The following is a 24258-nucleotide window of genomic DNA, read 5'->3' on the forward strand; positions in this document are numbered from 1 at the left end:
CTCATGACATCCCACCGGCCCAAAGCAGTGGTCATCGGGGCGGGGATCGGCGGCCTCACACTGGCCGCCGCTCTGCGCCAGGTCGACATCGACGTCGAGGTGTACGAGCGCGCCACCGAATTAAGAGCCGCCGGTTCCGGCCTGGGTGTGCTGAGCAACGGCGGCGCCGCGCTGGACGCCCTCGGCATCGACATCGGCTTGGAAAAACGCGGGCAGGTCCTCCAGCGCTTCGGCATCAACGACGCGGAGGGCAACCACATCACCTGGTATCCCATTCCGGAGCTCAGCGAGGAGCTGGGGCTGCCGCCCACCGTGGTCATCAGCCGCAGCGCCCTGCAACAGGGCCTCCTGGAGGCGGTGGGAGACACCCCCATCACCCTCGGCGCCGCCGCCGTGGGCTATGAGAACGGACCGGACGGAGCGACCGTGCGCTTCGCCGACGGCAGCCGGGCCCACGGCGACATCGTGGTCGGGGCCGACGGGATCAACTCCGCCATCCGCCGCCAGATCACCGGCCCGGAACCGGTCTACGAGGCCGGATATGTGTGCTGGCTCGCCATCGTCCCGTTCAGCCACCCCAGCTTCGAGACGGGCTCGGTCCTGCACTACTGGGGGAGCGGACAGCGCTTCGGACTGCTGGACGTGGGCCACGGACAGACCTACTGGTTCGGCACCAAGAACATGTCCGTCGAGCGGGCCGCCGACTGGCGGGGCACGAAGGACGAGATCGTCCAGGCGTACGCCGGCTGGGCGGACGAGGTCCAGGCCGCCATCCGCGCGACGCCCGAAGAGGACATCATCGCCATCCCGGCCCGCGACCGCGCCTTCCTGGAGCACTGGGGCGACGGCCGGGTCACCCTCCTCGGAGACGCCGCGCATCCCATGCTCACCAGCCTCGCCCAGGGGGCCGGGATGGCCATCGAGGACGCCGTCGTCCTGGCCGGGACACTGGCCGGGTCCGGCGATCTCACCGCCGGACTGCGCAGCTATGAGGACCAACGCCGCGAGCGCACCCGGCTCATGGTCAACGCCTCCCGCGCGCTGAGCGAACAGGAGCAGCTGGAGGACCCGCGGCAGCGGCACGAGCGGGACGAGCAACTGCGCCGGACGACCTACGCCGCCTTCGCGGAACAGCAGCGGGACGTCCTCATGTTCCCCGGGATCCACCCCTAGGTACCGCGACGCCGCAGGGCGTTGACGAGGCCGCAGCGCTGTGCGCTGCGGCCTCGACGTTTGCGTCACCTCTTGGCACATCGCATTAATTCATATTTAATGCGGTGAGTTGCTGCCGCCACCCGCAGGAGTCCTTCCGTGCATCCCACCCCCACCCCGTGCCCGGACCGCCTCGCCGGGCAGTGCGCGCTGGTCACCGGTGCGGCCTCCGGTATCGGCGCCGCCACGGCTCACCGGCTGGCCGCCGAGGGAGCCCGCGTGGTCGTCGCCGACATCGACGAGCCGGGAGGCGCGGCGGTGGCCGCGGCCATACGGGACGCCGGAGGCAGCGCGCGGTTCCAGCGCTGCGATGTCTCGGACGAGGCGTCATGGACCCAGGCCGTGCGGTCGGCCCGCGAGGCCTTCGGGCCCGTGCACGCGCTGGTGAGCAATGCCTACGCGGTCCGTGTCGCGGCGGCCCACGAGACCAGTGAGGCCGAGTGGAACCGGCAGCTGGCCGTGAGCCTCACCGGGTCGTTCCTCGGGGTGCGCGCCTGCCTGGACGATCTGATCTCGACGGGCGGCAGCGTGGTGCTCGTCTCCTCGGTGCACGCCCTGGTGGGACTGCCCGGGCGGCCCGCGTACGCCGCGGCGAAGGCCGGGCTCACGGGGCTGGCCCGGCAGTTGGCCGTCGAGTACAGCGGCCGGATCCGGGTGAACAGCGTGCTGCCGGGACCGGTCCTGACCAGGGCCTGGGACGGCATCGGCGAGGCGGACCGGCGGGCAGCGGCTCGGGAGACCGCCGTGGGACGCCTCGGCCGGCCGGAGGAGGTCGCCGCGGCGGTCGCCTTCCTGACCAGTGCCGACGCCTCGTTCGTGACCGGGGCCTCGCTCGTCGTCGACGGCGGCTGGAGCGTGCTGAAGAACTCCTCGTGAGCCCCGGGGCGACCACGCCCTGTCCGGTCCTCCCATGCCTGCCTTTGGAGCGACACTCTTGAGAATCACCCAGGTCGAAACGTTCGCCGTTCCGCCCCGTTGGCTGTTCTGCCGCATCGAGACCGACGAAGGAGCGGTGGGGTGGGGCGAGCCGGTCGTGGAGGGGCGGGCGGCCACGGTCCGCACAGCCGTTCACGAACTCGCCGAGTATCTGGCCGGCCGGGATCCGATGCGGATCGAGGATCACTGGCAGGTGATGACGAAGGGGTCGTTCTATCGCGGCGGCCCGGTGCTTTCCAGCGCCGTCGCCGGAATCGACCAGGCGCTGTGGGACATCGCCGGCAAGACGCTCGGGGTGCCGGTCCATGTGCTGCTGGGCGGTCCGGTGCGCGAACGGGTGCGGGCCTACAGCTGGGTGGGCGGCGACGAGCCCGGCGAGATCGCGGAAGCCGTGAGGGCACAGGTGGAGGCGGGCTTCACCGCCGTCAAGATGAACGCCTGCGGTCGGATGAACCGGCTGGCCACCGCCGCCGACATCGCCGCCGTGGTGGAACGGGCCGCCACCGCCCGCGACGCGCTGGGGCCCGAGCGGGACTTCGCGATCGACTTCCATGGGCGGTTCAGCGCCGCCAACGCGCGCCGGATCCTGCCGCATCTCGCACCGCTGCACCCGCTGTTCGTCGAGGAACCCGTCCTGCCCGAGTACGCCCACCGGCTCGGCGACGTGGTCTCGGCCTCCGCGATCCCGATCGCCACCGGCGAGCGGATCTACTCGCGCACCGAGGCCCTCCCCGCGCTCCAGGCGGGCATCGCGGTACTCCAGCCGGACCTGTCGCACGCGGGAGGCATCTCCGAGGTGCGGCGCCTCGCGTCGCTGGCGGAGACGTTCGACGTGCTGCTCGCCCCGCACTGCCCGCTGGGGCCGATCTCGCTGGCCGCGAGTCTCCAAGTGGCCTTCAGCACCCCGAACTTCCTCATTCAGGAGCAGAGCATCGGCATCCATTACAACAAGGGGGCCGAACTCCTGGACTACGTCATCGACCCCGAGGTGTTCCGGTTCGACGAGGGACACCTCCGCCGCCCGCTCGGCCCGGGCCTGGGCATCGAGGTCGACGAGCAGGCGGTGCGCCGTGCCGACGGCAGCGCGCGGGACTGGCGCAGCCCCGTGTGGCGACACGACGACGGGTCGTTCGCGGAATGGTGACCGCACCCCGGGCGTGCCGTCAGGCCATGCGGTAGGCGTTCGGCGCGGGCAGCGCCGTGCCGGTGGAGCCGACGAGGGTGGCGCGCGCGATGGCCACCAGCTCGGCGGCCTCGACCGCGGCCCGGGTGCGGGCGGCGTCCAGGCCCTCGCGCACCGAGGCGTCGACATGGACGCGCGCGGCGGGGTGCAGCGGCAGGACGCGGATCTCCACGCCGTGCCGCACGGCGGCGTCGGCGAAGCGGCGCAGCCCGATCTCCCAGTCGGGCCCGTACCAGAAGTGGTCCGCGACGAGTGTCCCGCCGATGTACGCACGGGCGGCATCCCCGGTGTAGCGCAGCCGCAGCAGCACCTCCCCCTCCCCGTCCAGGGCCGATGCCGGGATGGTGAGGCGGTACACGGCGGCCTTGTCGAAGTCCTCCTCGCGCGGGGCGGAGGCGCGCTGATGGGAGCCGCCGGTGCGGGCCGGGGCGGCTACAGCCTGCGCGTGACGGCATTCCAGGACGGGCTGTGGCAGCCGCGGTGCGGGGTTCAGCGGCCAGCGGGTGAAGATGCCGTACGGTGCGGGAAGCCCGACGCCCGCTCCCCGCAAGGCGGCCGGCGCGGGCAGCAGGGCGATGGACGGGGACGAGGAGGCGAGGTGCAGACGCAGTTCGTCTCCGTCGGCGACCACCAGGTCGTCGCTGAGTACCAGCCGGTCCCGGCCGAAGACACGTAGTCGGCTCAGCCGCAGCGCCTCGCGGTGGGGGAGCACCAGGACCCGGGCGCCGCCGGACGGGGCGGTCAAGGTGAGCAGTGCCCCGGCGTCCGGCTCGGTGACCGTGACGAGGGTGCCGTCGGCGCCGCGCTCCACCCGCGCCGGCCCCTCCACCCGCACGTCCGCGGGCAGGGACAGCGAAGCGGGGATGCCGTCGACGGCCGCCAGTACGGTCAGCGTGGCGCCGTCCGTCTCGAGCCGGGTGACGGGCTGGGCGGTGGCCCAGTCCAGGTGCAGCCCGGCGCCGAGATCCAGCCCGATCGGCCATACGAAGTGCGCGCCGGAGGGCACGGAGACGGGCCGCGCGGGCAGGGTGACGGTGCGTCCGCCGTCGAGGTGGACGCGGAAGCGGACGCCGTGGTGGTCGGCCAGCGTCTCGTGCGGCTGGTGGTTGTTGACGAACAGAAAGCCCCGCTCGCCCGCCGAGCGAACGGCCCAGCGCAGCGTGGTGCGGTCGTCGAGCGAGGCGGGGCGGGCGTCGGGCAGCCACAGCGGCATCCGCGCCAGTTCGGCGCCGTAGCCGCGCAGGAACAGGTGTTGCAGACGCAGCGCGTGGAAGGAGGGCCTGACCTGTCCGTACGCGCCAAGGGGAGCCTGGAAGTCGTAGTTGACCGTCGGCAGGTCGTTGGGATAGCCGGTGTCGTGGCTCTCCTGGTTGGGCTCCTTGAGGTCCAGCCGCTGCGAGCAGCCGTGATACAGGTAGTAGCCCTGCCAGACCGAGCCGCTGCCGAGCTTGGCCAGCGCCAGTGAGGTGATGTCCTCGGCCGGCACCAGGGGCCGGCGGTGGTAGGCGATCGCCATGCCGCCGCCCAACTCGCAGGTGGCGTAGGGATAACGGCGGGGGTCGGGGCCGGTGCCGACCGGGGCGGCGGGGCGCAGGTCGGCACCGATCGCGTGATCGTCGCGGATCGGCGTGAAGAAGTAGTGGCGGCGCATCTCCCGCGTCCACCCGTCGTACGCGTCCTCCCAGAACGCTTCCGGGTAGCCGCCGTACAGCGGCAGCAACGTGTCGCGCGGAATGTCCGCCGCGCCCCACCCGGTCGCGGTCCACAAGGGTGCGCGCATGCCGGAGTCCTCGGCCATGCGCCGCAGGGTGGCCAGATGCCCGGGCTGGTCGTAGAGCTCGTTCTCGACCTGGACCGCCACGATCGGGCCGCCGTCGTCATGGAAGAGACCGCGCAACTCGTGGGCGACGCGGCGGTAGTAGGGCTCGACCAGCGCGAGATAGGCCGCGTCGTCGGTGCGCGGGGTGCAGCCCGTCTCCGTCAGCCAGTCCGGGAAGCCGCCGTTGCGGCACTCGCCGTGGGACCAGGGGCCGATCCGCACCGCCACAGCCAGGCCGAGCTCACCGCACAGGGTCACAAAACGGCGCAGGTCCAGATCGCCGTCGAAGCGCAGTGTGCCGCGCTCGTTCTCGTGCTGGTTCCAGAACAGATAGGTGGCCAGCAGGTCCACACCACCCGCCTTGATCTTGAGGAGTTCCTCGCGCCACCAGGCCGCCGGGCAGCGGCTGAAGTGGAACTCGCCCATCACCGGGATCCACGGGCGGCCGTCCCTGATCAGGCTCTGGCTGTCGACCGTCACCGAGCGGGGAGCGGAAGCGGAACTGCCCATGGGCAGATGGCCGGTCAGCGGCGTGGGGGGTTCTTGGGCGTGCAGAGACAACATGACAGGCGGCTCCTGCGACGAAGGCTCAGTGAAGTGCGTTCATCGTGGGTGGGGCCCGAAACCCTGTCAAGATGTATTCATAATTAATGACTGACGCACGCTCTCCGGCGGCCGGGCGGGGTCGCCACTCGGCCACCGGAGGCCACCCGGCCACGGCGTCGCCGCGAAGCACGGTCAGGGCTGGCCGCCACGTCGCAGGCTCGCGAGGAAGCGCCACAACGCGGAGCGGGGCCGGTCCTGCTCCGCGGAGGTGGCGGCCGCCACGGGTTCCTGCGCCGTGGAATCGCCCGCCGCACCGGCGGCCGGGGCGCTCCGCGCGGTGGTGTTCTTCGCCTCCCGCATCCGGAAGCGGACCGGGAACGACCGCAGGCCACGCACATAGGTGGAGGAGCGCCAGGGCAACTGGTCGACCGAAAGGCCCAGCTCGAAGTCACACCGCTCGAACAGCCGGCTGACCGCCGTGGTCACCATCATGTCGGCGAGCCCGCGCCCCGGGCACGCGTGTACGCCGGTACCCCACGCCAGATGGGCACGCGAGCTCTTGGACGCCTCGTGGTCCATCGCGCTCAGGAACTGCGGGTCCCCGTGCGCCGCCGCGATCGACGCCATGACCGCGTCGCCGGCCGCCAGCCGGAAGTTCCCCAGGTCCGTGTCGGCGACGGGGAAACGGAAGGTGCAGTTGGTCCACGGTGGCGAGGCGATGTGCACCCGGTTGACCAACTCGTCGGCATGGCCGGTCGTGAGGCTGGTCCGCACCCCGGAATTTCCGGTGAGCACCTCCAGCACACTGTTGGTGATCGAGTGGCCCACGAGCTCGGACATGATCACAAGGATCGCGTACAGCTCGATACCGACCTGTTCCACCGACAGCGGCGGGTCGGCCGCCAGCAGCCGCGTGGTCAGGTCGTCACCGGGATGGGACTGCTTGTAGGCGGCCAGCTCGGTGGTCGCCTTCACCAGCCGCTCGGCCGCCGCGGCGGCGTCAGGGCCGGCGTCCACCATCCGCCAGGAGTCCATGAAGATGTCGTCGCCCTGCTCGACGGGGAAGCCGAACAGCCGGTTGAGGACCATCAGCGGGAGCGGCCGCGCGACCTGGGCGCACAGATCCACCCACCCGCTGGTGGCGCCCTCCGCGAAGAACGTGATCAGCTCGTCCATGTGCCGGGACACGGCCTGGTTCAGCGCAAAGGCCTGCGGCTCGCCCGGGTCCTGAAACGGCTTGAGCGCCATGTCCACGGCCTGGCGTGTCGTCTTGTGCCGCTCATCGTCGCGCAGCAGCATGTGGCCGAACCCCTGCGACGCCATCAGTGGCCAGTCGGACGCCACCCGGCCCTCGCGCAGCGCGCGCCAGTTCTCCATGTCCTTCTTCCAGTGGCTCTCGTCGCGCATCACCTCCCGGACCTCGTTGAAGCCGAGAATCAGCCATGCGCGGGCACCGAACACATCCACCGGCGCCACCTGGCCGTACCGGTTGCGCAACCGCTCGTACACCTGCGCGGGCCGCGTCTCGAATTCCCTGGTCATCAGGGGTTCCACAGAGGTGAGGGAGTACAGGTCCGAGGGGGCGGCAGAGGTGTCCGAATCGGGAGGCAGTTGCGAATCCATGAACCATGTCCTTAGCACGACAGCGACGACCCACCGGCCAGGCGTCCGTCCGCGGGAAAAAGCCGCACGTCATCCCAGGTGGAGAGCGCGGAAGTGCCGGGAACACCCTCCGATGCGGAGATAGACTAATCACGTTTGACGCGGCTGAATAGTCACCCCATCAAAACCGCCACAGAGCACCCGAATTGACGTCCGTGGTGTGAATGCACGCCGTTTTCGGGCGAGTGCCGGGTCAAGATGTGACGGACACCGCCGAGGACGCCGGTGGCAGGCGATAGGAGGCGCACGCCGCCGGGATCCGCACCCCGCTGAAGCGAAGGTGGGCGAGGCGGCGGTGGAACGCGGCGCCGTGCAGCAGATGGCGCGCCACCTCGGCGACCCGGCGCCGGCCGGGATCGGCCAGGACGGAGCCGGCGGCCCACTCGTTGAACGCGCCCATCGCCGGCCCGCACCAGACCTGGTAGTCGGCGGCGCGCTCGGCGCCGGTGACGGCCCAGCGGGACGACTGGGCCAGGTACCAGCGGAAGACCAGGGCCATCCGGTGCCTGGGGTCGATCTCGGCGCGGAGGAGCTGTTCGGGGTGGTGTTCGGCGAGATAGTCCGCGGTCTCCTGCCAGACCTCGGACAGCGGGCGCCGGAACACCTTCGCCTCCAGGCGCCGGCGGTCCGGGGCGGGGATCTCGTCCAGGCCGGCGTGGGCGCGGTAGAGCTCGTGCAGCTTGCGCGCCCGGCCGGCGAAGAGGCTGCCGCTGCGGAGGACCTGGACCTCGGCGCCCCCCTCGAACATGTCGGCGGCCGGGGCCATCGCGTAGTCGGCGGGCCCGGCCGCGGCGAGCAGGGCCTTGACCGCCGGCGAGGTGCCCGCCTCCAGGCAGGCCTGGTTGACCGAGCCGGTGACGACGTAGGCGGCGCCCAGGCTGAAGGCGGCCAGCGCCGCCTCCGGGGTGCCGATGCCGCCGCCCGCGCCGATGCGTACCGGCGGCACCGCGTGGCCCAGCTCGCGGGCGACGCGGTCCCGCAGCCGCAGCATCGCGGGCAGCGCGGTGACCAGCGGGCGGCGGTCGGTGTGTCCCGCGGAGTCCGCCTCGACGGTCAGGTCGTCCGCCATCGGGACGAGCCGCGCCAGCGTGACCTGCTCGGCCGTGATCTCGCCGCGCTCGAAGAGGGCGCGGACCATCGGCTCGGGGGCCGGACGCAGGAACCGCTCGGCCACCTCGGCGCGGGACACCTTGGCGATCAGCCGGTTCTCGGCGTACGCCCCGCCACCGGGGCCGGTGCGCAGCCCCGCCACCCGGTAGCGGACCAGGTCGGGGGTGAGCTGGACGAACGCCGAGGCCTCGACACAGCGCAGCCGGTACCCCAGGTAGAGGTCGACAAGCGCACGCTCCAGTTGGGGGGCGTGCGGCGCGTGGATGAGGTTGGCGGCGTGCGGCAGGCCGGGGATCTCCCGGGCGAGCCGTGTCAGGGCCCGCTCGACCCGCTCGGGGGGCAGGCCCGCGGCGCCGTAGGAGGCGAGGAAACCGGCGCGGGCCAGCGCCGCCACCAGCTCCTCGGAGGCGATGCCGGCGGCCATGGAACCGGCGAGATACGCGTGGGACACGCCGTGACGGCGCCGGAAGCCGGACTCGCCGAGCCGCGTGGACGGCATCGGCCCGGCGGCGGCCAGCAGGGCCAACGGGCCGCCCGCCGCGGGTGGTTCGGCGCTCGCGCCGACCCGATCCCCGTTACGGACGACATAGCAGGGGGCGTCGAGGTCGGCGAGGACGGCGTACACCCCGTCCGGGTCGTATCGCACCGTCATGGCCGCACCTTCTCGTCCACGGTCCCACCGGTCTTCGGCAGGATCTCGACGCCGATGTTGTCCACCTGGTAGATCCGCAGGTCGTCGCGCCACACGCTGCCGTCGGCGACCAGGAGCAGACCATCGCCCTGACGCCGCACCCGGCGGATGTGCACTTCGCCGCGCATCCGGCGGTGACCGGGCGTGATCTGCCCTCGGTACTTCCAGGCCAGCTCCACATGGGCCGCGGGCCGCGCGGCCGGGTCCGGCAGGGAGTCGGCGAGGCCGGTGTGCAGCGCGTATGCCGCGACGGACTGGAACAGCGCCTCGACGCCCACCGAACCGGGCATCACCGGGTCGAAGCGGAAGTGGTGCGCCATGAACCAGTCGTCCTCCGGCACCGTCCGCTCCCACAGGAGGTATCCGGCGCCGTGTTCACCGCCGTCCGGCACCAGGTCGGCCTCGCGCAGCAGCGCGAACCGTCCGCGGCCGAGCCGGGTGTCATGGGAGAGATCGAGCCGGCGGAGCCCCGCGGGCCGCGTCGGAAGGCGGTCCAGCCAGGGCGGAACGTACTGTCCGCCGTCGAGCCCCTGCTGGTTGTCCAGGACCTCCTTGGTGAGGAAGCCATGGACCGACTCACCCGAGTAGACCGGCCCGTCGGGAAGGCTGAGTTGATAGGTGTAGCGGTGGAGGATCGCCCCGGGCAGCTTCGAGTGGTCGGCCAGCGTGATGCGGTGCCGCAGGGCGAGACCGCGCGGGTCGGCGTGCCGGAGCAGGGTGGCGCGCCCCTCCAGGTTCCGGCAGACGAAGGCGCTGTCGCGGTGCTGGTGAAGGATGCCCTGGATGGCGCTCAACTGGGCGGCGGCCTGAAGGCTTGACTCCATGTACAGCAGATTGGGCACGGCGCCGGAGCCGTTCTCCCGGCAGAACCAGGGGTCGGGGTGGACGCCGTACTCGCTGGTGAGGGTGGCACCCGACCGGAAGTCCAGAGGCTCGGCGTCGTAGTCGAGGGCCCGGTCGACCATCAGCAGGTCGCCGCGCGGCAGCCGGGGCCGTACGGTCACCGAGGATGCCTCGATCTCTCCGGTGACGGCCGACAGGTCGCCCTCGGACGAGTGGGCGAGCAGCATCCGCTGAGGCGCGCCGCGCTGCCGCAGCGAATCGTGGGCGGCGGAGGAGTCCCGCGCCTCCCAGATCGTCAGGGCGCCGAGTTCGGTGCCCGGCGGCTCGTGGAGGGCGACGCCGATGCCGTGCAGACGGGCCACCGGCCGGTCGCCGGCGAACACCACGGCGTCGGCGACGACGTGCGGGCGGGGTACGAGCCCCACCTCGGCCACATCGACCTCGCAGCGCAGGGCGGCGCCGAGCGCGGTCGGGTCGATCACCTCGATGGCGGCCGGGCCGCCGTCCCAGGGCTGGAAGCGCGCGTCGGGCAGGCACAGATGCAGCCCGCAGCGGAGCGCGTACACCTGGAGGGCGCCGGAGACGGCCTCGGCCAGCAGCGCGCTGGCGTCCGCTCCGCGCGCCGGCCCGCCGCCGTGGAAGGTGAGCTGGGCGGTCATCCTGCCCTGCCCGTACCGGCCGCCCTCGCAGGTCGCCTCCGTGACGCTGCCGATCAGCCGCGGAGCGGGTCCTGGCAGCCGCGGGCCGCTGCCCTCTCCCTCGAAGTCGGGGCCGAGGACCTCCGCGAGGAATCCGCTGGCCAGGGCCCGCAGCTCCTGCCAGGTCAGCCGGGACCGCCCGGTGACCGCGAGCGGGCGGAACTGCCTCGGGTAGCGCGGAACTTGACGCTCCGGCCACGGGGTTTCGTCCGGCAGCGGCTCGGCGGCGTGCTCGGGCGTCAGGAAGCCGCCCGTGCCGGTGGCTTCCACCAGGAGGTTCCCCTCGGCGTGGACCTGCCAGTCGAAGGTGAAGCGGATGCCGCGCTCGTCGCGGTGGACGGTCTCGGCGCCCGCCCGTACCAGGAGCTCCGCTCCGGCCTCCGGTAGCCCCCGGTGCCAGGTGAGGACGGTACGACCGGGCCGGTGGACGGTTCCGGCCGGGGCGAGACCGCGCTCCCCGAGCAGTGGCAAGGCCGCCGCGGCGGTGTCGAGGATCCACGCCGGATCGGCCTGGCCCGACACGCTGTAGGCCGCGTCCGCCGGGACCGTCCGGACCAGCTCGACGCGCGCCGGGCCGTCCATGCGTCCCGTGGGTTGCGGCGCGGGCGCCGCCGGAGGCCGCGCGCCCGGCGCGCAGCGCGCGAGAAGGTGGCGCTGGACGGCCTCGTGGGCCTCCAGCACCGCGGCGTGCGCGCGGCCGACCCGGTCGGCGATGTCGCGCGCGAGGTGGCTCAGGTCGCCGAGGGCCCGCGGTGAGGTGTGCGGGGCGGGCGGAGTGGATGGTACGGACGGTGCGGACGGGACGGGAACGAGGAACGGCTCACCTTCGAAGCCCAGTTCCTCGACGCCTCCGAAGCCCGATTCCTCGACGGTGACGGCGACGGCGACGGTCGTGCCGCCGTCGGTGCCGTCGGGAGTGCCGGTGTCAGCCATGCCGCCCCCCGCGCTCCGCGGGCAGGAAGATGCCGCTGTCCTTCATCTCCGGCGAGGTGAAGATCATGCCGATCCGGCCCCACCGCTGGAGCACCTTGCCCTCCGGCGTGCAGGCGGTGACCGTACAGATCAGGTGCAGCGGGCTCTCCTCGACGGATTCGGCCACGAGGACGAACGGCGCGTCCGCGGGCAGCGGCGCGAAGAGCTCAACCCGCTCCACCGATACCGGCAGACAGAGCAGGCCGAGGCGCTGGCGGCCGAGCAGCGCCGCCGCCTGGAGCAGCAGATCGGTGAGGGCCGGGCTGTACCTGGCCCCGGCGAAGGCGCCCTGCCCGAAGACGGGGTCGGCCATCCGGGCGGCGAGGACCAGCCTGCCCGGCTGCTCCTCCAGTGTCGGGCCGAGGCCGCGCAGGGTCGGCCCGTGGAAGAGGAAGCCGTCGTACGCCTCGTGGGTCTGAGGGTCGAAGTCGGGGAGCTCGTAGGGCGGCAGCTCGATGTCCTGCGGCTGGGCGGCCCGTTTCTCGAGCAGGAAGCCTCCCGCGAAGCGGAGCACCGGCGCGGCGCCCTCCCGCTCGCTCTGGAGCCGGACGCCGATGGCGTTCGAGTCCCCGCCCTCGGGCGGCGAGACCGTCAGCAGGAAGCGGTCGTCCTCCGCCGTGCCGTCGAAGACCAGCCCCTTGCTGATCTGGAAGTCGCGGCACTCCATCACCGGCTGCCCGCCGTGCATCGCCTCCACGACGCGCACGCCCCAGCCGACCGCGGCCGTCAGGGGCAGCACCGGCCAGCCGTGGATGCGGTGGTCGGCGAGCAGCGGCTCGTCGGCGAGCGCCGCCATCCGCCGCTCCACGACCACGCCACCGTCCGGCAGCGTCTCGCCCCGCCGGTACATGGGCTCCAGCGGGCCGATGACCGTCACCAGGTCCGCGGCGTGCTCGGGGCTCATCTGCTCGGTGAAGTAGCCGGTACCGGTGTCCCGGGCGAGCATCGGCACCCCGTGCTGCATGAAGAGCTTCTGGACGCCGGGGGTGGCCATGCCGCCGGCCCACGGCCCCCAGGCCAGGGCGGTGGCGTGGCGGCCGGGGTGCCTGGCCTTCCAGGCGCAGACGAACCGGCTCAGCGCCTCGTTGGCCAGGGAGTAGTCGGCCTGCCGGAGGTTTCCGTAGATGCCGGAGACGGAGGTGAAGGCGACCAGGTGACGGAGGCGTTCGGCGTCGAGCGCGTCCAGTACGTTGCCGAGGCCGGTCAGCTTGGTGGCCAGCACCCGCCCGACAGACTCCGGGTCCTTGTCGGCGAGGAACTGGTCGGCGAGGACGCCCGCCCCGTGGACGACGCCGGTGACCCGGTCGGCGTGCGGGCGCAGCGCCGCGCGCACCGCCGCGGCGTCGGTCAGATCCACGGCCACGTACTCGGCCTCGGCTCCGGCCTCACGCAGGGCGGCCAGGGTGGCGCGGATCTCGCGCCCCGCGGTGATCCCGCGTACCTGCCGGGCGATCAGCTCGGCGGTGGCCGGCTCCTCCGGGTCCTGGCCGGTGGCGCGCAGCTGGTCGGCGGCGGCCGCCGTCAGCTCCTCCCGGCCGTCGAGCCCGGCCGCCCAGTCCGGCTCGTCGGCCGGCGGTGTGCTGCCGAGCAGCAGGTAGCCGCAGGCCACCTGCCGCGCCAGGGCGATGGCGCACCAGGCGGTGATGCCCCGCGCTCCGCCGGTGACCAGGAGAACATCGCCGGTGGTCAGCTCCGCGGGCGGCTCGACGGCCCCGTCCCGGCCGTCCGGTGCTGCCGCGCCGATCAGCGGGACCGGCTCGGCGACCAGGGCCGGCGTGCGGCGCCCGGCCGGCCCGGCGGCCACCTCGTGCAGGTCGACGGCGGCGTCGGCGATCTCGCCCGCGAGGCAGGCGCCGACCTGCTCCTCGGTCAGCTCGGGAGCCAGGTCGACCGTCCGGCAGAAGAGCTCGGGCGCCTCCAGCGCCAGCGACTTGACCAGCCCGGTCACGCCGCCGGCCAGCGCCCGCTCGGGCGCGCCGCCCGACCCGGCGTAGCCGAGCGCGCCGTCGAGCCGGGTGATAGCGACGAACCCGGCGCGGCTGCCGTCGGCCGAGGCCCCGGTGAGGGGCTGACGCAGATGCTTGGCGACCAGGACGGCGTGGGCCAGGCGGCGCACCGCGTCCTCGCGGTCGACCTCGGGGTCGTGGCTGAAGGGGAGCAGACACAGGTCGACGCGTGGCACCGCGACACCGAGAAGGCCGACCTGCTCGGCCAGGCTCTCCTCGCCCCAGTCGGCCAGGTGCCAGGTGTCCGGTTCGGTCTCTCCCGACGCGGCCGGGGTCCCGGGCAGCGCCAGCCGGGCGACCCGCCAGCCGCGCGACCGGAGCGCCGTGGCCACCCAGCCGCCCAACTCCCCGCCGTCGTCGACCAGTACCGCGCAGGGCTCCTGGCCATAGGCGCCGAGCAGCAGGTCCGGCTCGGGCAGCGGGCGCCAGCCGATGTGCGCCCGGCCCAGCGGTACGGAGGTGGCGACGCGGAGATTGGTGGTGGGGTTCTTCAGCACCTCGGGGATCAGCGTGGCGAAGTCCCTGACCGTTCGGGCCGCCGTGAAGCGGAAGATCTCCTCACGGGAGAACACCGGGTAGCGGCGCCAGAGCTCGGAGGCGATCTCCAACTGCTTGAGGGAGTCGATGCCGAGCTCCGTCTGGAGGTCGATGTCGGAATCGATCATGTCGATCGAGTAGCCGGTCTTCTCGGCCACCACCTCGCGCATCACCTGCTCGATCTCCAGGGGATCAAGGTTGGCCAGCTCGGCGCGGAGCTCGGGGTCGATCGCGGCGTCGAAGTCGGTGTCGCGCAGCATCTCGAGCGCGGACTTGTTGTTCGGCGCGGCGGCTTCGACCAGTTCACCGGTGATGACGGCTTTGCCGGCCTCGACGGGTTCGACCGGGGCCGGGATCTCCGGCGGCCCGTCCATCGAGGGGAGCCGGTCGGCGTGCGGCGGTGTGCCGAGCGCGTGTCCCTCGGACGTGCCGTTGCGCGTGCCATGGGGCGTATACCCCGTCGGTGTCCCGCCCCCGGGAAGGCGCAGCAGATCGGTCAGCACCTCGCTGGCGCGGGCGTGGGCCTCGCCGAGCGCCACGCTGTGGTCGCGGACGGCGGTGATCCCGGCGAGGACCGCTTCGGGCGAGCCGCTGCCGACGCCCTCGTTCAGCAGGCTCACCAGCTGGTCGGCGGTCCGAAGCTGCCCGTCGAGATAGCGGGTGTGCATGGAGAGGTGCTCGGCCGCGGCGCGCCCCAGCGGATCGTCGTGAGCGGCGGCAATGGGCTGCGGCTCGGCAACGGGCTCGGGCTCCCGGACGACGGGCTCGGCCGACCGGTAGGGCGTGCCGAGGACGCGCTGGTACTCCTCCTGGCGGGCGAACGTGGCGAACTGCGGGCCGTCGAGGACCCGGGCCACCGCGGACGCGACGGGGGGCGGCGGCACCGGCTCGTCGTGCCGGTCGATGCCGCGCAGCGGCAGGCCCAGAACGGCCAGTTGGACGGCGGCCTGCTTCAGGGCGAGGGCGCTGTCGCCACCGGTGCCGATGTCCGTCCAGACGATGTCCACCCCGTGTTCGCCGAGCGTCTGCTCGACGAACTGGGAGAGCGTGCGCTTGGGCCCGAACTCCACGAAGACCCGGAAGCCGTCCGCGTACATCTCCCGCAGCCTGGCCTGGAAGTCGACGGTGTTGATGATCTGCCGGGTCAGGATCCCGCGGTTCGCCTCGGGGTCGTCGCCGTAGCCCGCCCCCGGCGTGTTCGCGTACACCGGAACCCGTGGGGCGTGGAGCGGGATGTCGGCGATCCCGCGCGCGAAGGAGGAGACGGCGTGCTGGACGTGCGGGGTGTGGAACGCCGCCCCGACAGGCAGCCGCTGCGCCGGGATGCGTCGCTCGCCGCACGTGGCGGTGAACCGCTCGACGGTGGCCGTGGGACCGCCGACCACGACCACCTCGGGCGCGTTGCGGTTGCAGACGTGCAGCTCGGGGAACTCGCCCATCAACGCGATGAGTTGAGCGTTCGGGATGCGCACACTGGCCATGGCGCCCGGGTCGTGCCCGGCGGCGTCGGCGGGCGGGGCCATCGTCCGGGCGCGGGCCGCCGTGGCGGCGAGGAAACCCGCGTCGTCGAGGCAGCCGGCGGCCCACAGGGCGGTCAGCTCGCCGAAGCTGTGGCCGAGCACGCCGTCCGGCGCGAAGCCGAGTTCCGAGAGGTAGCGGAACTGCCCCATCGACAACGCGCCGATGGCGGGCTGGGCGTAGGTGGTGCGGCGCAGCCGCTCGGAGGCGCGCCGCAGATCCTTCCCGTCCCGCCCCGGGGCCGGGTAGACGACGTCGGACAGCAGCTCGTGATGCGGACCCCCGTCCGCGTACAGCGCGTTGGCGGCGTCGAAGGCGGCACGCACCGGCGGGACGGAGAGAAGCGCCTCGCGGCCCATGTTGACGTACTGGCTGCCCTGGCCGGCGAAGAGCGCCGCCACCTTGCCGCCCGAGGGGAGCGCGGCGGCCCGGTACCAGATGCCGTCCGCGTGGGTCCAGCTCGCGAGGCCCGGGTGCGCGTCGAACTGCGCCACGGCCTTGGCGAGCATGTCGGGGTAGGTGTCGTCGGTGGCGGCGAAGCCCAGCCGGGCGTGGTCGGCGGGAATCTCGCCGGGGGTGGCGGGCTGTTCGCCGTGTTCGAGCAGTTCGCGCAGCGCCTCGGGGGTCGGGGCGTGCCAGAGATGGGCACGCGGGGTGGTGTGGAGCGTGCGCGGCGTATCGCTGAAGGGCTGGTGTTCCTCCAGCACGGCGTGCACATTGACCCCGCCGAAGCCGAACGCGGACACTCCCGCCCGGCGCACCGGGCGCCGCGGGTCGCGGATCCACGGGCGGGTGGTGGTGTTGACGTACAGCGCCGCGTCCTCCTGCCGGGCCGCGGCGCTGGGGGTACGGACGTTGATGGTGGCGGGCAGCACCTTGTGGTGGAGGGCGAGGGCCGCCTTGATCAGCCCGGCCGCGCCGGCCGCCGCCTTGGTGTGCCCGATCTGGGACTTCACGCTGCCGACGGCCGCGTACCGCCGGTCATCGGGCGTTGCCATCAGCGCGTTGAGCGCGCCGAGTTCCACTTCGTCACCGGTGGAGGTGCCGGTGCCGTGGGCCTCGATCAGACCGACCGAGGACGGCGCGCAGTCGGCGTCCTCGTAGGCCCGGCGCAACGCGGTGAGCTGGCCGTCTCCGCAGGGCGCGAAGATGCTCTGGGACCGGCCGTCGCTCGAGGTGCCCAGGCCGCGGATGACGGCGTAGATCCGGTCTCCGTCGCGCTCGGCGTCGGCCAGCCGCTTGAGCGCCAGCATCCCGATGCCCTCCCCGACGAGGGTGCCGTCGGCGTCCTCGTCGAAGGGGCGGATCTCGCCGCTCGGCGAGAGCGCCGGGGTCTTGCTGAAGCACATGAAGGAGAAGATGGTGTTGTCCGCGTCGGCCCCGCCGGTGATCATGAGGTCGGCGCGGTGCCCGACCAGCTCGCTGACGGCCATCCGCAGCGCGGCCAGGGAGCTGGCGCAGGCGGCGTCCACCGTGCCGTTGAACGCGCCGAGGTTGAGGCGGTTCGCCACCCGGCCGGAGACGACGTTGCCGAGGAAGCCGGGGAAGGAGTTCTCCGTCCAGGGCGGGAAGGCCGCCGTGTACCGGCGCGCGATCTCCTCGGCGTCCCGCTCGCTCAGACCGCAGCTCAGGACCGCCGCCTTGAGCGCGGGTGTCTGGAGCCGCGCCGCCAGGGGCATCATGCTCGAGCTCCCGCCGCACACTCCCAGCACCACCCCGGTCCGCGCCGGGTTGTACCAGGCGGAGGTGTCGCAGCCGGCGTCCCGCAGCACATCCCTGGCCACATGGAGGCTGAGCAGCTGGATCAGCCCGGTGGCGTCCAGCGTGTTCGGCGGGATGCCGAACTCGCGCGGGTCGAAGCGGAACGGGGGCAGGAAACCGCCGCGCCGGCAGTAGGTCTTGTCCTCGGCGAAGGGGTCGGGGTCGAAGTAGTCGGCGACGCTGAACCGGGTGGCCGGGACCTCCTCGGTGCAGTCGGTGCCGGCCACGATGTTGTTCCAGAACTCCCGCACGTTCATCGCCCGGGGGAAGAGTCCCGCCAGCCCCACGATCGCGACGGGATTTCGGGCCAGCCGGTTGTCGACGGCGTCAGCCAGCATAGGGGGCTCTCCTGAGGGGAGATGGGGAAGGGCACGGGGGTGTCAGGAAGATCAACTGACCCTGGGAGTCTATTAGATGAGAACTCCGCTTCCGCCGCTGGTGATGATCACGTTTCGGTTGCCGCCCGGGCTGTGACGAGCGCGGTTTCTTCGCGGGATGTCCGATAGGGGCGGTCCGTGGTGGTCATGCCGCACCCGGAAAGTTCACCCGGATGAGCGAGAGCTGATGGTCCGTCGGTTGATTCCGGTTACCCAGCGGTACCCCTTTCCTGCGCGATGTTTCGCACCGCTATGGTTCACCCCTAGCCGGCCGGTACCTCTCAACTCTCAGACGTGCCCGCCGGGCAGTGGCAGAGGGTTCGAGGGAGGCACGGGATGACCCGGGCGGCGCGGGACGACGGCGACATCGAGGCCGACGAGGATGACCTCGGCGAGATGTCCGATGTCCAGCTCACCAAGTGGCTGCGGACGGGCTCCCCGGCCGCCTATCCGGCCCTGCGCGAGTTGCGCACACGTCACCGTTCCGCGGTCCTCGCCTATGCGCGCGTGTGCACGGCCGACGAGAACGCGGCCCGGCAGCTCGCCGCCCAGGCGTTCGCGCTCGCGGCCCGCGACACGGTCCGCGGCGAGGAACCGGACGGCCCCTGGCGCCACCAACTCCTGCTGCTGACCGGTCGCGTGGCCGCCGCCTGGGCCGCGGACGAACGCGCCGCCCGTCTCGACACCGACCTGGTCACGTATGCGTGCGGGGCGGCTCCCGAGGTCCCGCAGCCACCGATGCTCGCGGCGTTCCAGGAACTTCCGGTCCGCGGGCAGGGCCTGGTCTGGCACTGCGTCGTCGAGCAGGAGCCCCAGGAGCGCGCGGCCCATCTGCTGGGCCTGTCCGCGCAGGACGTGGCATACGGCATCGAACCGGCGTTATGGCGACTGCGCCAGTCCCTGCTGGAAGCCCGGCTGGCCGCCTCCGGCGATCAGCGCTGTCAGGGTTTCCAGCGGCTGATCGAGCAGTCGGTGCGACCCAGCACCCGGCGCCAGAGCGCGGATCTGCACAACCACATGGTCCACTGCGGGCACTGCGCCGCCGCGTACGAGGAGCAGTCGCAGTTGCGTGACACTCCCCGTACGGCGCTGGCGGAGGGACTGCTCCTGTGGGGTGGCGCGGCGTACGTCCGGGCGGACACGGGCGAGCGGGCCGGGGTCGGCGCCGACGGACTCTCGAGCTGGTGGCCCTCCCGGCGGGTCGCGCTGGGCGCGACGGCCCTGGGGGCGGCGGCGGCACCGCTGCTGGTCTACCTGCTGATCTCGGGCGGTTCGGAGGAAGTGCGAGCCGCGAGCGGCGTCCACACGCCGCCGCCCTCGCCGACGGCCGCCGAGGTGATGGTCTCGGAGACGCCGTCCCCCTCCCCGACGTCGAAGACGAAGTCGCCGCGCCCGACTCGGACCCCGAAGCCGTCTTCGTCGAAGACGGCACGACCGGCGCCCCCGAAAACGAGGACCGCGTCCGAGCCGACGCGGAAACCGAAGCCGAAGCCAACGGCCAAGCCGCCCGCGGCACATCCCCCGAACGGCACGTATGCCCAGATGGTGAACGTCGGCTCGGGCCGGTGCCTCGACATCCGCGACGGTGTGATGGACCTGGGCACGGATGTCATCACCGCGCCCTGCACCTCGTCCGCCACTCAGCGCTGGCGCGTGGACACCGCGCGCGGTGTCGTCCAGTCGCTCGCCGACCCCGGCTTCTGCCTGGACAGCCGGGGTGCCACGGACAAGGGCGTCGGCATCTGGGAGTGTTCCGCGGTCCACAGCCGCAATGGCCGGAACCTGCGCTTCGCCGTCGATTCCCGCGGTGTGGTCCGCCCGGAGATCGCCCCGGGCCACGTGGTGACACCGTACTGGGGCGACGGGCTGTTCCTGCTGCCGGACCGAGGCGGCGACGACCGGCGGTGGAAGGCCGGGGCGAAGTGACCCGAGGCGGAGGGTGAAGCCGCTTCTCGCCGTCGCCGCAGACGGGGCGGACCAGCTGCGGCGGCCGGCCTACCGGGGCGCTGCCCCCTCGGCGGGAGAGGCGGTGCTCTGCCGTACGACGAGCTGCGGGGTGGGGGCCTGCACGGCGCGGGGTTCGGGTCGCTCGGCCATCACGCGGAGCAGTTCGGTGGCCGTGAGGGTGCCGAGCGCGAAGGTGTCGCGGGTGAGCGCGGTGAGCGTGGGCCGCGCCATGGTGGTGAGGACGGAGTCGTCGAAGGACACCACCGAGACCTCGTCGGGAACGGCGATGCCCATCTCGGTGGCCACGCCGAGCCCGGCGACCGCCATGACGTCGTTGTCGTAGACGATCGCCGTGTAGCGGGGGTCCGCTTCCAGCAGACGGCGGGTCGCCGACGCGCCCTGGGCGTCGGAGTAGTCGGTGGCGATGGAGGTCACGTCGATGCCGACGGATTCGCGCACTTCGGCGATGGCCTGGAGGCGGCGCTGTGTGTGCTGGTAGGACACGGTGCCGCTGACGTGGGCGATACGCCGGTGTCCGAGGCCGACCAGGTGGTCCAGGATGCTGACCGCCGCGGCGTGGTCGTCCACCCAGACGCTGGTCATCGGCATGGGGTTCCCGTGGCTTCCCAGCACCACCGCGGGGATGCCCAGGTCGGCGACGAGCTGTGGCCGGACGTCGTCGACCGCGAGGTCGAGCAGGACGACCCCGTCGACCCGGTTCTCGGCGGCCCAGCGCCGATAGACCGCCATCTGGGCCTCGGTGTCCTCGACGATGAGCAGCTGGGTGGCGATCCCCCGGTTGGACAGGCAGGACTGGAGACCGGAGAGGAACTGGGCGAAGAAGGGCTCGACGCCGAGTGTGCGTGCGGGGCGGGCGATGACGATGCCGACCACGTCGTTGGTCGCGCCCTTGAGCGCGCGTGCGGCCAGGTGCGGGCGCCAGTTGAGCTCATCGGCGACGTCGAGGATGCGCTTGCGGGTCGCGTCGCTGAGGCCGGGGCGACCGTTGATCGCGATGGACACCGCCGAGACGGAGACCCCCGCGAGCCGGGCGATGTCGGTGCTGCGCAGCCGGGGCGGCGGTTCCCCGGTGTGCGGGCGGCCGGGGGAGCCCGAGTCTGCCCCCGCTCCTGGCGTGGGGTGGTTCTTCGCTGGCATGGATCCTCCATCGTGGCCCACGTGGACTTTACATAAACGTGATGATGCGCCGCGGTGACCGCGCTTCTAAAACGTATTAGTCTGCCGCCACTCGCACCACTACTAAAACGTATTACATGGCCTGTCGCCGCTCCTCCGTGGAGAGAACAACGCATGCACAATCACTTCAGCAGGACGCTTGAGCGGCTCGACCGCGTGCGCCGGGAACGGATCCTTCCGCAGGTCCACAGCCACCTGGGGGACGTCGAGATCGAGGCATGGGCGGTCGGGGACGACGGCGAGCCGGTGAGCCCCCGCCACGCCCTCGGGCTGGCGTCGGAGCCCGGCCGCAGCTGCCCCGACTACCGCCCCTTCGCCCTGGGCGACGCATGGGGGCCCGCGTGGTCCACGACCTGGTTCCGCGTCCGCGGCCAGGTCGGGCCCGGGACGCCCGGACCGGTCGACCTGCTGCTCGACCTGGGGTGGTTCGACCACTCCGTCGGAGGTCACTGCGAGGGCCTGGTCTTCACCCCGGACGGCACCATCGTCAAGGGCCTGCACCCGCGGCAGACGGCGATCCGGCTCGCCGGAGGCGATGCCGCCCCCGGGCTGCTCGACCCGGACGGCCGCTTCGTGCTCTACGTGGAGGCCGCGGCGAACCCGCTCCTGCTGGGCCTGCCGCCCTTCGTCGTCACCGAGCACGGCGAGAAGGGCGCGCGGGAGCCGTTCGACCAGTTCCGGCTGCGGCGCGCGGAGACCGCCGCGTTCTCGCCGGAGGTGCACGCCCTGCTGTCCGACCTGGACGTGCTCGGCGGCCTGGCCGCCGAACTCACCGAGGACGAGCCGCGCCACTGGCGGCTGCTCCGCGGGATCGAGCAGGCCCTCGACGTCTACGACGAGGCGGAGGCCGAAGCCGGTGCCCGCCGGGCGCGCGCCGTGCTGGCCCCGCTTCTGGCCGCCCCCGCGCACTCCACCGCCCACCGGATCACCGCGGTGGGGCACGCGCACATGGACTCGGCGTGGCTGTGGCCGCTGCGTGAGACGGTGCGCAAGCTCGCCCGGACCGTCTCGAACGCCCTCGCCCTGCTGGACGCCGACCCGGACCTCGTCTACACCATGTCGGCGGCACAGCACTTCGCCTGGCTCGAAGAGCACTACCCGGAACTCTTCGCGCGGCTGCGGGACCATGTCGAGCGGGGGCGGGTGGTGCCCGTCGGCGGCATGTGGGTGGAGCCGGACGGCGTCATACCCACCGGCGAGTCCATGGTGCGCCAACTCACCTATGGGAAGAGGTACTTCCTCAGCCGCTTCGGCATCGAGGCGCGCGAGGTGTGGCTGCCCGACTCGTTCGGCTACTCGGGCGCGCTGCCGCAGTTGGCGCGCCGGGCCGGGGCCCGCTGGTTCCTGACCCAGAAGATCTCCTGGAACGACACCACGACCTTCCCGCACCACTCCTTCTGGTGGGAGGGCATCGACGGCACCCGGATCTTCACCCACTTCCCGCCCGCGGAGACCTATGCCGCCGAGGTCACGGCCCGCGAACTGCGCCACGCGGTCACCAACTTCAAGGACAAGGCGATCGCCTCCCACTCGCTGCTGCCCTACGGCTACGGCGACGGCGGTGGCGGCCCCACCCGGGAGATGGCCGAACGGCTGCGCCGCTTCGCCGACCTGGAAGGCGCGCCGCGCGTGGTGTCCCGGACTCCCGCGGAGTTCTTCGAGGACGCCGAGGCGGAACTGCGCGAGGTCGAGTCGGCCGCGCGGCCGCTGGCCCCCGTCCACCGGGGAGAGCTGTACCTGGAGCTGCACCGGGGCACCCTGACGTCCCAGGTGGCGATGAAGCGGCACAACCGGACTTGCGAGTCGCTGCTCCGGGCGGCCGAGTACCTCGGCGCCGCGGCCGCGGTCCTGCGGGGAGCGCCCTATCCGCAGGAGAGCCTCGACGAGATCTGGCAGAGCGTGCTCCTGCACCAGTTCCACGACATCCTCCCGGGGACCTCGATCAGCTGGGTGCACCGCGAGGCCCGGGACACCTACGAGGCCACCGAGGCTCGACTGCGCGAGCTCATCGACCAGGCCACCGAGGCGCTCGGCACTCCGACGGCAGGGCAGACGGCGGGGCCGCTCCCTCCGTTCGTGTGCGCGCGCGCCGCCGACCCGGCGGGGGAGCCGCAACCCGTCCGGGTCTCCGACGGCGAGGCCGGTGCCACCGTTCTGGACGACGGCCTGCTGCGGGTCGTCGTCGACGCCGACGGCCACGTCACCTCGCTGCGCGACCTGCGCGGTGGCCGGGAGGTGGTGCCGCCCGGCGGGCGCGTGGGCGTACTTCAGCTGTTCCGCGACGAGCCGGTGCGGTGGGACGCGTGGGACGTGGACCGCCACGCCCTGCGGAACTTCCAGGTGGTCGACGATGTCACCAGCCGGACGGTGGTCCAGGACGGGCCCGATGCCGGCGTCGAGATCGTCCGGCGGTTCGGCGCGTCGACGGTCACGCTGACGATGTGGCTGAGGGCGGGCACCGGGCGGTTCGAGACGGAGTGCGAGGTCGACTGGCAGGAGCGTGAGCGGCTGCTCAAGGTCGCTCTGCCGGTCCACGTCATGGCCCGAACGGCACGGTTCGAGACGCAGTACGGATACGTCGAGCGGCCGCTTCTGGTGAACACCGCGGCGGAGGACGCGATGTTCGAGGCCGCCATGCACCGCTACATCCAGGTGGCCGACGCCGACTACGGCGTGGCCGTCCTCAACGACACCATGTACGGCGCCGACACGCGCGCTGACCGCGACTCCACCGTGGTCCGGCTCTCGCTGCTGCGCGGCAGCCGCTTCCCCGACCCGGGCGCCGACGCGGGCCGCCACCACTTCCGCTGGGCGCTGCTCCCCGGTGCCGACGTGCCCGCCACGGTGGAGGCCGCCTCGTCGTTCAACGCGCCCGACATCGCGGCGCTCCCGCCGCTGGAACCCCTCGTGGCGCTCGAGCCGCTGGCCGGCCACGCGATCGTCGACTGGGTCAAACTCGCCGACGACGGCTCGGGCGATCTCGTGGTGCGCGTCTACGAGACGCAGGGAAGCCGGGCACAGGCCCTGCTCCGTCCCTGCGCGGAGCTCGGCGCGGACGCCGTCGTATGGGAGACCGACCTGCTGGAGCGAGAGCTCCCGACCGCGAACGACGCCGATGGCGCCGTCGAGGACGGCCTGCCCACGGCGCTGCCCCGGACGCCGGCCGGCACCCGCCGTCCCGCCGACGGCGCGGCCCTGAATCTCGGCCCCTTCCAGGTGGCGACCCTGCGGATCGCCACCTGA

Annotated in this window: 11 protein-coding genes; 5 read left to right on the forward strand and 6 right to left on the reverse strand. The window is 72.7% G+C overall.

Translation table 11 applies throughout. From position 1 onward, the window contains the following. Window positions 1-3: 3 nt before the first annotated feature. From ACZ4WQ_RS36020 to dgoD, 3 genes are all read left to right on the forward strand, one after another. Window positions 4-1173 (forward strand): FAD-dependent monooxygenase, encoded by a 1170-nt coding sequence (locus ACZ4WQ_RS36020; RefSeq protein ID WP_398374939.1) that lies wholly within the window; start codon window positions 4-6, stop codon window positions 1171-1173. 138 nt (window positions 1174-1311) lie between these two features. Then, on the forward strand, window positions 1312-2088 hold the full coding sequence (locus ACZ4WQ_RS36025; protein ID WP_311723927.1) for an SDR family NAD(P)-dependent oxidoreductase: 777 nt from the start codon (window positions 1312-1314) through the stop codon (window positions 2086-2088). A gap of 58 nt (window positions 2089-2146) precedes the next feature. After that, window positions 2147-3292 (forward strand): galactonate dehydratase, encoded by a 1146-nt coding sequence (dgoD, locus tag ACZ4WQ_RS36030; RefSeq protein ID WP_311723928.1) that lies wholly within the window; start codon window positions 2147-2149, stop codon window positions 3290-3292. A 19-nt stretch (window positions 3293-3311) separates the two neighbouring features. Here the strand turns inward: dgoD and ACZ4WQ_RS36035 are convergent, their stop codons facing one another. From ACZ4WQ_RS36035 to ACZ4WQ_RS36055, 5 genes are all read right to left on the reverse strand, one after another. Next, window positions 3312-5714, reverse strand: a complete 2403-nt coding sequence (locus ACZ4WQ_RS36035; RefSeq protein WP_468022721.1) for a beta-galactosidase — start codon at window positions 5712-5714, stop codon at window positions 3312-3314. A gap of 174 nt (window positions 5715-5888) precedes the next feature. Beyond that, entirely contained in the window at window positions 5889-7238 is a 1350-nt protein-coding gene (locus tag ACZ4WQ_RS36040) for a cytochrome P450 (RefSeq protein WP_311723930.1), read from the reverse strand. Window positions 7239-7551: 313 nt separating this feature from the next. Continuing rightward, entirely contained in the window at window positions 7552-9120 is a 1569-nt protein-coding gene (locus ACZ4WQ_RS36045) for a PfaD family polyunsaturated fatty acid/polyketide biosynthesis protein (protein WP_398374943.1), read from the reverse strand. Continuing rightward, window positions 9117-11633 (reverse strand): hypothetical protein, encoded by a 2517-nt coding sequence (locus tag ACZ4WQ_RS36050; RefSeq protein ID WP_398374945.1) that lies wholly within the window; start codon window positions 11631-11633, stop codon window positions 9117-9119. The genes ACZ4WQ_RS36045 and ACZ4WQ_RS36050 overlap by 4 nt, the downstream gene beginning before the upstream one ends. After that, the gene (locus tag ACZ4WQ_RS36055; protein WP_468022722.1) at window positions 11626-17832 is read right to left on the reverse strand and encodes an SDR family NAD(P)-dependent oxidoreductase; all 6207 of its coding nucleotides are present in this window, start codon (window positions 17830-17832) and stop codon (window positions 11626-11628) included. Before ACZ4WQ_RS36055 ends, ACZ4WQ_RS36050 begins: the two co-directional genes overlap by 8 nt. A 375-nt stretch (window positions 17833-18207) precedes the next feature. Between ACZ4WQ_RS36055 and ACZ4WQ_RS36060 the strand changes: the two genes are divergently transcribed. Beyond that, window positions 18208-19797: a ricin-type beta-trefoil lectin domain protein gene (locus tag ACZ4WQ_RS36060; protein WP_468022723.1), complete on the forward strand. Its 1590-nt coding sequence runs from the start codon at window positions 18208-18210 to the stop codon at window positions 19795-19797. A 69-nt stretch (window positions 19798-19866) separates the two neighbouring features. Here the strand turns inward: ACZ4WQ_RS36060 and ACZ4WQ_RS36065 are convergent, their stop codons facing one another. Beyond that, window positions 19867-20976 (reverse strand): LacI family DNA-binding transcriptional regulator, encoded by a 1110-nt coding sequence (locus ACZ4WQ_RS36065; RefSeq protein ID WP_311723935.1) that lies wholly within the window; start codon window positions 20974-20976, stop codon window positions 19867-19869. 153 nt (window positions 20977-21129) lie between these two features. Between ACZ4WQ_RS36065 and ACZ4WQ_RS36070 the strand changes: the two genes are divergently transcribed. Then, the gene (locus ACZ4WQ_RS36070; RefSeq protein ID WP_468022724.1) at window positions 21130-24258 is read left to right on the forward strand and encodes an alpha-mannosidase; all 3129 of its coding nucleotides are present in this window, start codon (window positions 21130-21132) and stop codon (window positions 24256-24258) included.

It is taken from the genome of Streptomyces sp. NPDC028305 (genome assembly GCF_055569495.1).